General features: G+C 47.1%; 8 protein-coding genes and 1 pseudogene. 5 read left to right on the top strand and 4 right to left on the bottom strand.

Features of this window, described 5'->3' with window-relative positions; translation table 11 throughout:
• Nucleotides 1-355: 355 nt before the first annotated feature.
• Nucleotides 356-517, top strand: a complete 162-nt coding sequence (locus tag MHI42_RS30200; protein ID WP_342421554.1) for a hypothetical protein — start codon at nt 356-358, stop codon at nt 515-517.
• 42 nt (nt 518-559) lie between these two features.
• Here MHI42_RS30200 and MHI42_RS30195 read toward each other — a convergent pair.
• Nucleotides 560-680 (bottom strand): annotated as a pseudogene (locus MHI42_RS30195) (VanZ family protein); the annotation flags it as partial.
• Between the two features lie 259 nt (nt 681-939).
• Here MHI42_RS30195 and MHI42_RS30190 point away from each other — a divergent pair.
• The gene (locus MHI42_RS30190) at nt 940-1,218 is read left to right on the top strand and encodes a hypothetical protein (protein WP_342421553.1); all 279 of its coding nucleotides are present in this window, start codon (nt 940-942) and stop codon (nt 1,216-1,218) included.
• A 45-nt stretch (nt 1,219-1,263) separates the two neighbouring features.
• Here the strand turns inward: MHI42_RS30190 and MHI42_RS30185 are convergent, their stop codons facing one another.
• Nucleotides 1,264-2,448 carry an ATP-binding protein gene (locus MHI42_RS30185; protein ID WP_342421552.1) on the bottom strand — a complete coding sequence of 395 codons (1,185 nt, stop codon included), beginning with the start codon at nt 2,446-2,448 and terminating at the stop codon, nt 1,264-1,266.
• A gap of 120 nt (nt 2,449-2,568) precedes the next feature.
• Nucleotides 2,569-5,268: a response regulator gene (locus MHI42_RS30180; RefSeq protein WP_342421551.1), complete on the bottom strand. Its 2,700-nt coding sequence runs from the start codon at nt 5,266-5,268 to the stop codon at nt 2,569-2,571.
• A gap of 815 nt (nt 5,269-6,083) precedes the next feature.
• On the opposite strand from MHI42_RS30180, the gene MHI42_RS30175 reads away from it, so the two are divergent.
• From MHI42_RS30175 to MHI42_RS30165, 3 genes are read left to right on the top strand one after another with little or no spacing between them, the layout of a single operon-like run.
• The gene (locus MHI42_RS30175) at nt 6,084-7,226 is read left to right on the top strand and encodes a glycosyltransferase (protein WP_342424830.1); all 1,143 of its coding nucleotides are present in this window, start codon (nt 6,084-6,086) and stop codon (nt 7,224-7,226) included.
• Nucleotides 7,227-7,250: 24 nt separating this feature from the next.
• The gene (locus MHI42_RS30170; RefSeq protein WP_342421550.1) at nt 7,251-8,723 is read left to right on the top strand and encodes a glycosyltransferase; all 1,473 of its coding nucleotides are present in this window, start codon (nt 7,251-7,253) and stop codon (nt 8,721-8,723) included.
• A 22-nt stretch (nt 8,724-8,745) separates the two neighbouring features.
• Nucleotides 8,746-10,137 (top strand): class I SAM-dependent methyltransferase, encoded by a 1,392-nt coding sequence (locus MHI42_RS30165; RefSeq protein ID WP_342421549.1) that lies wholly within the window; start codon nt 8,746-8,748, stop codon nt 10,135-10,137.
• Nucleotides 10,138-10,262: 125 nt separating this feature from the next.
• Here MHI42_RS30165 and MHI42_RS30160 read toward each other — a convergent pair whose 3' ends face one another.
• Complete coding sequence (locus MHI42_RS30160) at nt 10,263-12,326, bottom strand: S-layer homology domain-containing protein (protein WP_342421548.1); 2,064 nt, start codon at nt 12,324-12,326, stop codon at nt 10,263-10,265.
• Between the last annotated feature and the right edge of the window lie 11 nt (nt 12,327-12,337).

Raw genomic sequence — 12,337 nt, 5'->3', positions numbered from 1 at the left:
ATATGCGGCAGGAAACACGAATAGGAATGGAATTTAGCTAATCAAATATAATTCTGGTGGCATAAATGACATTATATGTTTATTTCGCCTTTAGAGATGGATATGATTGACATAATAATCCATTTCATTTTGACGCGCTCTATCTGTCAGAGGTTTCCTTCGGCCACGGATTATAAAAGGTAAAGTCGCGCAGCTAACCCCATCGTGAACGATGGGGTTAGCTGCGCCTTAGATCTCTATATACTTGCTTCGTTTCAGGCAGAGTGAAGCCTTCTTAGGAAGCACTGTAGACATGTATGTTGTACGTTTTGCAACTTTGATTCATAGATAGCCAGGTATTCGGGTGGATTGTTGTATGAAATACAAGAATAATCCTGCTAAGTCGCTTGAGAAAGGTGAAATCATGCCTTTTGTACAACAATTTTGGATTTGGGCCGATAGGATGAAGGAAATGTTGTATTATGTGCAGGATTTCATAAAAAACCCCCAATTCTTTGCCCTGGATAGCGGCCGTTAGCATTTAACCGATGTACTGCAGTCCTTACCAAACGATTCATCAGTTGCGCCAAACATTTTTTGAACGGACATCCAGCTTGTACATCCCAAAACCGACATGAGTTTAGAATGGCATCGTTAATATCGAAGCTGCCGAGAAACGAAAGTGCCTGTATGGTTTCCAGCTCCTACTAAGTCCATGAGTGTTTTGACATGGTTACTCCTTTGCCGGCTGCGTTTGTACTGCATAAAGGAACTTGCTCCCCAAACCCATTTTCATTACATTTCACACCTTTGGGAAATAAGCTGGTCAAATAACTTTTTCTTGTCTTTGGACCCTTTTATGGTAATCCATACTAGTATAGAATATTATGGTAAAAGAAAAAGCACCCCACTGGGGCGCTTTAACATGCACATAGTAATAACAAATTAAAGGAGAATATAATGGCCAAAAAAACAAAGCTCATATTAATTATACTTATCATCTTCATAGTGATTATCGTTTTAAATAGCATGAGAAGCAGCACTACTGCAATTGTACATATTACGGAAATCGGCAAACATACTATTACTGTAACCATGGAGTGGGGAGAAAAAATAGATATAAAAGTGCCTTCTAAATTTGATACTAGTGAATTTAATACAACATCTCATTATTTAGTTGTATACTACTCAAATATTTTTCGAACAAACATTTTAAATGAAATTGAGGAAACCAAATAAACGCGCTTGCTTCCCCGTCATCCTCATAAAACGAATCAGGGATTCTCAAATGATTCCAGCCTTAACCTTATCCAACCCTGCCACAGAGCAGGTAATCGCAAACGCAAACGTGCTGCCCTGTTCACTTGTATCCTTAAGCCATACTTTGCCGTTCATTAGCTCAGCGAGCTGCTTACAGATGGAGAGCCCCAGTCCGGCTCCGCTATAGCTTCCCGGTGAACGTCTTTCATGAATTTGCGAGAAGGAGCGGAACAGGTTGGCTTTCTGTTCTACAGGCAGTCCAATGCCGGTATCCTTAACTTCAATGGAGAAGGTAACCCGGTCTTTCGCAGCGGCCTCAGTTTGCACAATTATGCAGACCTCACCCTGCTCAGTAAATTTAAGCGCATTGCCCACCAGATTGGTGAGAATTTGATTAATTTTATTACTGTCCCCCAGCAGGGCAGGCTCATCTCTATGTTCATTGCCATAGATGGCATGCAGCCTGATCCCTTTCTTCTCAGCCTCCGCTGAGAACAACTGCACGACATGGGAGACCACATCACGGATGTGGAACGGGCTGCTCTCCAGTGTCATGGTCCTGGCTTCCATTTTGGAATAATCGAGAATCTGATCCATCATCGCCAGCAGATTGCTGCCGCTCTTCTCAATCACATCCACGTACAGCGTCTGCTCTTCGGACAGCTCTGTTGTCTGCAGCAGACTCGTCATTCCGATCACCCCGTTCATCGGTGTACGGATCTCGTGACTGAGTACGGCCAGCAGATTGTTTTTATCCTCAAGCACTTGAATGGCCTGTTCCTCCGCAGCTTTCAGTTGGGTAAGGGTCGATTCCATTTCCAGCAGATTCGTATAAAAAGCCGACAAGGACAGCAGCAGCTCCACATCCCGCTCCTGATACTGATAGAAATTCTGGTCAAATGAACACAACGACCCGTAGAATTCCCCTTGCGCAGTCCGGATCGGCACTCCGATGAACGAACATCCCCCCACGAACTGTGTCGCATCCATATCCCGGGTCAGCGGGTGGGTCAGATTATTATCTATTAAAAGCGGACCTTGCGCATGCTCGGTAACCAGGGCACAATACGATTCCTTATTATCTACCACCAGCCCCTCGACCAGCATGATCTTATCCCGGTTAAATGATTTGAGCACCTTGGTGGACAGGCTGTCCAGATTGGCAATGCAGAACGTATTCGCCGGGATTAGCTTGCTCGCAGTATCCATAACCTTCGCAGCCGAAGTATATAATTTGTTAGAGATGACAGATAAAACTTCTATATATTCCGTTTTCAACATAATCCAGCTCGTCCCTTCTACTCCTTGTTATACTGAATAGCTTCACTCTTATATAATCATTTTCATCAGGGTCAGTAACTGCTCCATATTAACGGGCTTGCTTAAATATTCAGTCGCCCCTGCCTCCAGAATTCTGGTTCTGTCTTCCTGCATCGCCTTTGCAGTCAATGCGATGACCGGCGTCTCCTGTCTCAACGGCATTTGTCTAATCCATTTGATCGTATCATAGCCATTCATCACAGGCATGATGATATCCATCAGAATCATATCAACAGCTGCTCCGGTCTGCAGGTACTCCACGGCCTCTTGGCCGTTAGTGGCCTTGGTTACGTTCAAACCATTTTTCTCCAGAATTTTCGTTAACGCAAATAAATTCCTTTCATCATCATCTACGATCAGAACTTCTTTATCGGCCAACAGGGAGTAGTCGTTATAATATCCGGTCCCGGCTGCGGCAACCAGTTCATCCGGGGTTTCCGCCGGCTTTTCCGGCAGCGGATGCTGTTCTTCATAGACAGCAGCATGCCTGGCAGGCGGCAGATAGACGTTAAAGGTGCTGCCTGCCCCCTTTTCGCTAACCAGACTGAGCTTGCCTCCAAGTAATGACACCAGTTGTTTGGTAATTGACAGCCCCAGTCCGGTGCCTCCATATTCACGCTCCGTATGCCCATCCGCCTGCTGAAAAGCATCAAAGATCAAGGCTTGTTTATTCTCAGAGATACCTATGCCTGTATCAGTAACACTAAACCGGATATAATGGCTGTCTTGTGCATCTTCGAATGGCTCAAGCTCATCTATGGAAGCTATACCAATTCTGAACGTAACCGAACCTTGCATTGTAAACTTAAACGCATTGGATAACAAGTTGCTCAGAATTTGCCGTAATCGCTGAGCATCGGTATAGATGATTTCCGGCACCCCTTCCTCCAGGTGTACATGGAAAGGAAGCTCTTTTTTCCGCGATAGCTGCCCGAAGCTTTGAAGTACCATTTCAGGAATTTCAGTAATATTAACCGCTTCAATCTCGATATTCATCTTCCCGGCTTCCACTTTGGACAGGTCAAGAATATCATTAATCAGAGCCAGCAAATCCTGTCCTGCAGAATGAATGGCATGCGAGAATTCAACCTCCTCGTCTCCAAGGCGCTCTGACTGGTTCTCCATTAGAAATTCAGACAGCAGCAAGATCCCGTTCAGCGGAGTTCTAAGCTCATGTGACATATTTGCCAAAAACTCAGATTTATATTGTGTGCTTTGCTGCAGAATCTTAGCATACTGGGTGAGCTCTTCCTGGGCTTGCTCCGCTTCCAGCGTTTTTTGCTCAGCCAGGACCTGCTTCTCTTCCAGCTTCTTGTTGGTGGCGTGCAGAATTTCTGTCTGGATATGAAGTTCTTCAGACTGTGTCTGAAGCTCTTCTGTATATACTTGGAGCTCCTCGTTCAAGCTTTGTGATTCTTTCAGCAATCCGTCGATCTTCATACTGCTCAGAGCACCATTGAGAGCTGCACCGAAATGCCCGGAGGTCGACTCCAGAAAGAGAATATGCAGACTGGATAAAGGCTTGAAAGATGCTATCTCCACAACGGCAAGCACTTCTCCCAGGAAGCTGACAGGGATTAGAACCAGTGACTGCGGCGAAGCAGCACCAAGTCCTGAGCGGATATGGATGTAGGACTCCGGCAAGTGATCTACATGAATCAGCCTGCCCTCTTTCGCACATTGCCCTACCAGTCCTTCTCCGAAATTGACTTGCTCGTGATCGCTACCCACAGCAGTACCCGCAAATACCGATACTCTTGTTAAAAAATCCTGGCCGTTGTCCTGCGTGCGGACATACAGGGTTGCATAGGGGTAATCCATAATTTTGGCAAGCTTACTTAGATAAACATCTCCCAGTAATGCGGTCTGCGTAATGCCCTGATATTCTGACAGCATCTCCTTCTCCTGCTGCTGCAGCCTCAGCCGTTCTTGCTGATTATCCAGCAACAGATTAACGGCTTGTCCCAGGTCACTGATTTCATCATTGCTGGTAATTGAAATCCGTGTGCTCAAATTCTCAACTTTCACCAGATCTGTAAGTGTGCCTGTGATTTGGGAAGCCGTACGCGAGATGGAACGGGCGATGACCACAGATGCAGAAACTGCTGCTGCTGCGATCAGGAACCAGACGATATACAGCAATTCCAACAGCACTGTATTCCGGTCTGCCTGGTTTGTTATTAACCGATTGGTATTCTCATTCCTGTTGTCACGGAACGCACTGATCTGATTACGGATATGATCCATTTGATCGATGCTGGAATTTGTCTTGAAGAATTCCCCGACTTGACCGTCCTCTCCCGCTTTCTTTAATTGAATGACATGCTGGGCGGATAGCTCAATCCACTGCTCTATATTGTTCTTGATGCTCTGAAGCCGGCTTTGCTGTACAGAATCCATAGCATTTAATATAGATAATTCATCAAAATTAGTTTCCCACGCAGCCAGCCCCTGGCGGAAGGGCTCCAAAAAATTATCATCACCTGTAATGACATATCCACGCTGGTCTGTTTCCATATCCAGTATATTTTTCTCGATTTGATTAGTCAGGCTGGTAATTTGCCGATCCTGATGTGTAATGAAGTTGGTTTCTTGCTGCAGGGAATTTATTCTCCAGTGGATGACGATTACAAATGCCAGCAGGCAGACAATAATCAAAATCGTTAAAGAAAGAATTTTCTGTTTAATCGTAAAACGAAATTTCTTCACGAATGTCCTCCATCCTCAATTGACCCAAGTATAAGTCGGTTAGCCTGTTAAGCTTACACTTTTGTCAGAAGTTAATATAGTTCTTTTCTCTCATGGTTTTGCATCACTTATCAATTCCATTCCGCTCTGCACTTGGCCGGTACCTAAAAACCCGTATGAAAAATATGTATTTAAGACGGATTCGGTTGACTTATATATCGTTCTTGGTACAAAAGACCCTGCGGTGACTGGAGATTTCGACGCTTATTACAGCGCAGATCACTTCACGATGGAGTTCAGTGAACGATTGTCCACCCTCCTGTTACCCCCCTCGCCTGCTAATGCTGTTTATATTTTCAGGCGGAAATCTGTTTCCTCCTAATTCTATTCCAGGGGACAATGCCGCTATCCGCACCTCCACAACTTAGGTCCGGAATGTCCAGAATGTCCGGCAAATCCGATATTCTTCTGTTATCCATCATATTTATGAGCGATTGCCATATAAATTAATCAAACAGTTACACGGGTGAGAAGGAGCCTGACCGATATCAAGGAAGGGAGAATCAGCTTTGACACTATATATTCCGCCTGAACTTGCTGAACGGTTTGCACAGTTTGGAAGCAATACCTATATTCAGAACGGAGGCATAATTGAGTCCCCGGAGCAAGTATCGATAGGAAGCAACGTCTCGATTCATGCTCCATACTCATTGACATCCACCAATGCAAATGACGAGGTCTCTAGTGGGGCTCCAGTTATTTCTATAGGAGACGGCTGCCAGATCAGCGGCTGTTTACAGATCAGTCCCCGCAAAAAGGTTACCCTGGAGCCGAATGTGCTGATTCATTCCAATGTTCGGATCGAGGGAGAGGTCACAGTTGGCGAAGGCTCCTGGATAGGCGCAAATTGCCAGCTGTCCGGGAATATACGCATCGGAGCCGGGAGTGTGGTAAAGGCAAACAGCATTGTCCTGGACAATGTGCCTGATTATTGCGTGGTTTCGGGCAACCCCGCTGCTGTTGTGCAAGTCTATGAGATTTCCTCCGGAAGCTGGGTCGAGGTGTCCGATAACAAGCAGGCTCAGGCACTTCTTAATGCCCGAAGCCGTCTTCCCCTGTTATCCATTTGCATTCCCACTTTTAACCGTGCAGCTTATCTGGACACTTGTCTTCAGTCGATTTACTCACAGATCGGAAATAACGAACTGATAGAAGTGGTAGTCTCTGATAACGCTTCTACAGATGCCACGCCAGAGATCATAGACAAGTATAAGTCGCTTTACTCCAATATGAGAGCTGTACGCAACGACACGAATATTGGCGGAGACCCTAATATTTTTTATGTAACTACGTTGGGGAGAGGGAAATTTGTAAAAATGCAGGGAGATGATGACTATTTTGTGGCCGGTAAGATTATGCCTCTGCTCCATTTACTGCACAGTCATCCGGAATGCGGAGTCATTCATATTAGCCTGATTAACGGAAGTAGGCCTCCCGGCGCAGGCTCCGGTATGAGCAATTTCCTGGCCGCCACCACTCTTTATGCGGCCTTTATCAGTTCTATTGTTTTAAGACGTGAAGATCTGGAGAACATCGAGAATCCAACGCTGTTTATGACTTCTAAATTTAATCAGCTATACCTTCAATATTCAATACTGAAGAATAACCCCCATTTCTGTATTATGTACAATAGTATGTTCAGTTATGGCGGTGCCTACAATGTAAAATACAGTTTTGCTGAAGTTTTCTTTAACGGTTATCCTTCTATCCTTAGCCATTTCCTGGGCACTGGCTTGACTGCCGGGGAGATCGCCCGGGAGAAAAGACAAACACTTTATAATTACACAATTCCCTGGTTTCGAAACAATAAAGCAACTGTAAGTACAGATGAGTTTGAAGAGGTATATACAAAATACTATCAGGAAGAACCCTACTACGAGGATGCCTTGGCCATCATGACAGCTATCCGCCAATCCTAATTTCATTTCAGGAAGGAAGTTCATATGTCACACCCCTTAGAGCCTGAAACTGTTTCCAGTTTCTATCACTATGGCAAGAATACAGTTATCTCAGCCAATGGGCTGTTCGAGCATCCCGAATCCATCCTTATCGGCAACAGGGTATCCATTAAGGAACATTATTGTATACAGTCCATCCAGAAAGATAGCTTGCATGAACCGCAAATTATTATCGGTGATGATTGCAAGTGTGCACAAGGACTCACTATTCACTCCATAAACCGCATAGTAATCGAACGTAATATAACCATAGGTTGTAATGTAAGCATTTCGGATACCCAGCATGAGTACCGTGAAGTAGGAATACCGATATTGGCGCAAGGAAGGGCCGCAATGAGCGGGGAGGTTTTTATCGGGGAAGGTGTTCACATAGGCGACGGAACGGTTATTGCAGGTAATATCAGGATAGGCAGGCACAGCATCATTCGTCCCGGAAGCGTCGTTGAGCAAGATATCCCTGAGAACTGTGTGGCAGGCGGCTCCCCGGCGCGGATCCTGCAAATAAATGAACCTGCATTGGACCGAAGGGTAGCCGTACGTCCGGAAAAAGTACCCCGCACGCCGGAGTCCCCTCCGCTCCTTTCCATTTGTATTCCAACCTATAACCGCGCGGCCAATCTGGATCTTTGTCTTGCTTCCATCTTCAGCCAATTACAGCATGATAGTCCCGTAGAAGTCATTATTTCTGACAACGCCTCTACCGACGATACCCCTCAAGTGATTGCACGTTATGCCGCCCGCTATCCATGTCTCAAATCTTTCAGAAACAGCACAAATATAGGTGGCGACCGCAATATATATCTTGTAGCACAGCTGGCAAAGGGGAAATTCATTAAATGGCAGGGCGATGATGATTATTTTGTAGAAAATTCAATCCCCCCGTTGCTGGATGTCATTAAAAATCATACGCAGTGCGGAATCATATATCTTAATGTGCATAATCATGACGGCCAGGTATTCACCGCTGAAGGTGCACCTGCCTTCCTCAGGCTTTCAGGCATTATGTCTACCTTTATTTCCGGCATTATTTTAAGAAAGGAAGACTTTGAACAAATTAAAGAACCCTTCCTTTATATAGATTCATCGCTCAATCAAGCTTACGTTCAATATGAAATATTAACCCAAAACCCACATTTTTGCGTCGTTAATCGGAGGATATTTAATTTCTCGGGTAATCCCCCTGCAGGATACAATCTCGGTGAAGTAGTTTTCCGTAGTTATCAGACTATTTTACGCCATTTTGTTGCAAAGGGGTTAACAGAGGAGGATGTCCGGCAAGAAAAAAAAGCTTCCCTCTTCAATTATATTCTTCCTTGGTACAAAGGGATTATGCGTGATCATGCCCCAGTGGTTACCGAGGACTTCGAGAAAATCTTTAAAGAATTTTATGAAGAGGAATCCTATCTGGACGATGTTTTACAGCATATTGCAGCTATAAAGGCTCATGCGCAAGGCTAAACCTTAAACTGGAGGAATGATTATGGATAATCAGGCTACACTTCAGGAAAACGATCAGCAGAACACACAACAATCTAATCTTTCAACCGCCTCTCTTAATTTGTTGAAATATGCCAATATATTATACACTCAAGGCAATTTTGAACACGCTGCTGTGTTTTATGAAAAATTTCTATTGGAAGCAGAAACTTTATCACAAGAAATGATCGAGGCGTACGGAAAACTTTCAGATTGTCACAATGCCTCCGGAAAAGTGAACGAGGCTTTGTTCGCGGCTTTTCAATCCTTTGCTTACGGAACCCCTCATCCCGTAATATGTTACAAAATCGGAGTTTCGTTTATGAACAAAAACCATTTGGATATAGCTGTTTTTTGGTTTGACATGGCGACGAAGGCAACAACGGGACAAGAGCATATGGAATACGATGTCTCCTTTTCAACCTGGCTTCCCCATTTACAGTTATGTGTGTGCTATGACCGGCTGGGTAATCGTGAGAAATCATTTCAGCATCATAAATTATCGCAAGGCTACTATCCCAATCACCCAAGCGTAATAACCAATCAACAATATTTTGATTCTTTGTTCCAAAAGGGAGTATTGCCCGCCTCACCCGCTCAGGAAAAAAATGAAGTATTGGAAATCCTGGACACCGAACAAAATGATGTTCTTTTTACGGGGGAACGGGTCGTCATTAACGATGTGGTCAAAAAGAATTATGGAGATGTGCTGGAAGAGCATCTGAACAGATACAGATTAGCCCAAAAATACGTCAAGGATAAACGGGTGCTGGACGCCGCCTGCGGAGCGGGGTATGGCTCCAAAATGCTGCAGGCGGCCGGGGCCAGCCATGTACTTGGCGTAGATATCGATGAAGCCAGCTTGTCAAATGCGCGCAAAACTTACGGTCATGATCTAATTGAGTATGCCTACGGCAATGTAAACAAGCTCGAACTGGAAGACAAAAGCTTTGATGTCGTTGTTTCCTTTGAGACCATTGAGCACATAGATGACGGCAGTGTATGGATTAAGGAATCCTCCAGGCTTTTAAAAGATGACGGGATCTTTATTGTCTCCACACCTAACCGCAGCATTGCGAACCCTTCCGCTTATTTTGTGGAGCAGCCAAGAAATCATTACCACAAATATGAATATACGATTGTCGAGCTTGTGGGAGAACTCCTGAAGGAATATGATATCCTGGAGCTATACGGGCAAACCTTCACTACAGACTATGTTGCCTTCCAAACCCAGATTATCAGAAAAGCGAGAAATTTGGGCGCAGCAAGCACGCCTTATACCAATCCTGTCATTAGCGGCTACGAGCTAGTGGCTCTGGGAGAAGTAAAAGATATGAATCCTTTGTACGTGGTCGCCGTGTGCCGAAAAAAACGCGTTGCCCCCATGGACAAATAACATGGCAGGAACAATAACAGGACCGGCCCCAGCGGCCGGTCCTGTTATTGTTCTGTATCTTGTTTCACAACCAATCACGCTTGCCCGGAACGGATTCGTGAACGGGGCAGCCTTGATGTCTGGTCCTACAGTCCAGACATGTTCCCTCCCGGAATGAGCTTCTGCAGCCTGACCAGAATGGCCGCTGCCTGCTCACGCACCAAGACCTGCTTCGGCTCAAAGCGGCCGCCGCTGCCGATCATAACTCCGTATTCGTTGACGGCTTGAATCGCCTGGCGGCTGGCTGGAGTCAGGCCTGTAACATCAGCTAAGCCCATACGTTCAGGACTACCGTACGTGGTCAGCTGTGCAGCTTGGACAACCATGACCGCTGCTTCTTCCCGCGTAATGCCGCGGTCCGGCTCAAACTTGCCCGAAGAGGAGCTAAGGATGCCGAGTTCCACAGCCTTGGCAACCGTACCGCTATACCATTTGCCTGCCGGTACATCGGTAAATCCGGAGGCAGGCTTGGAATCCGGGAACTCATGCAGCAGCCGCAGCAGCAGGGTCAGAAATTCGGCCCGGGTCAGCTTTTGTTTCGGTGCAAGCACATTCCCGCTGGAACTCACGCCCTGAATATACCCGCTGCTCAGCGCCATAGCGATATCCCCCCTTGCCCAGGCGGCAACTTTACCGGCATCGGTAAATCTGGCTAGCTCAGGGGAAGCAATATGCAGCGCAAACGTACGCTTGGCTAACGCGGGAGCGCCATCTTTCCGGTATTTGGTAATCTGCACCGGATAAACGCCAGGCTTCATTCCTGCAAAGGACACCTTTCCGGTGCTGTCAGCGACTACGCTGGTCCCCTGAAGAGTTACCGTCACCCCAAAGGCCGGAAGGCCGCCTAGCTGGCTGTTCGATCTGGTGATCCGCAGCGAAAACGGTGTATTGGCAGTAGCATAACTTCCGCTCTGCTGGCCATACTGGTCCTTCCATTCCACCGTTATCCGGTCTAATAGCTCCGTGTCATCGGCATAGTACACCAGCAATTGGTCGCCGTCACCAACGGTAAGCCTGGATGAAATGTTCTCAGGAAACAGCCAGGCGCTTCCCCCGCTGTAAACGGCAATTTTCCATTCTCCGCGTCCCTTGTACCGTCCGTTCTGAATTCCTTCAATAGCAGTGAAGGCCGGCTTGGCGGCATCTGCATTCAGCTTATAAGCAAGACCCTTCGACTGTAAAAAAGCGGCGGCCGTCTTCAACGCATCACCGCCCGTTATCCGTCCGCCGGCAAGCGTACCGCCGGGGCCTTCCACCTGGATCACCGCCCGCTCAGGTCCGGCATGATGCAGTCCGCTGTACAGAAGTCCTGCCTGTTCCGCCAAAAGCTTGTATGAGGTCAGGGCAAGATAGCTGTTCACCGTGGCTGAACGGTCACTTGAGCCGCCTCCCATTTGCGCAAAGCCGCCACCCGGGAGCTGCGCAGACAGCAATTGGTCCAGCAGCGATGACCCGCCTTCTTGCGCAAAGTCTGCCGCATCCATTCCCAGGGAGGATAGGGCAATAATCACTTGCGCCGTGGTCTCAGTCTTGCCGTCCAACCCGCCGTCCGGCTGCTGCTTGTCCCTCAGCCACTGCACAGCCTTCTCTACAGGCTGCTCCGTTAGTTCCGTTCCCGCTACCGAAGCCAGCGCCGTGAGCACCCGGGCTGTTGACACCGGATCTCCATTACTCCGGCCGGCCATGGACCAGCTGCCGTCCGCCAGCTGCATGCCGAGCAGCTGATAGAGGATCATATCGGGATAACGGTTCGTCCGTTCATAAGTATTGAAGGTGGAGTTATTCGTAGTAATATAAGCGGCAGCTACAACGGCTGCCCCTTCTGAATCAAGACCGGCATGGTTCATGAGCAGCGGATACAAATCAATGCCGGCGGTGTTGTTGATATTCCCGCCCGCAGCACTATAAGCCAGCGCAGTCTGAACCAGATCGGACGCCTTGGCGAACTTGCCCCGCTGCTCCAGAATCCGGTCTGCGGTCCTCTCCAAATATCCGTTAGGCAGACTGCGCCCGTTCTTGAAGAAGCCTACGGCTGCTTCGTCCGGAAACAGCTGTTCAGCCAGCAGAACACGCTCTGCCCCGTCAAGCAGCTGCTGCATTTCCGCTGTGAAATGCACCGTCGCCTTTGGCCCTGCAGACGGTTCCGCCATTATTACCCTTC

The sequence above is a fragment of the Paenibacillus sp. FSL E2-0178 genome (assembly GCF_038593005.1).
Taxonomy (GTDB): Bacteria; Bacillota; Bacilli; order Paenibacillales; family Paenibacillaceae; genus Paenibacillus_AQ; species Paenibacillus_AQ phytohabitans.
The sequence above is the reverse complement of the archived record's forward strand: the minus strand, read 5'-3'. Positions and strand labels throughout refer to the sequence as shown.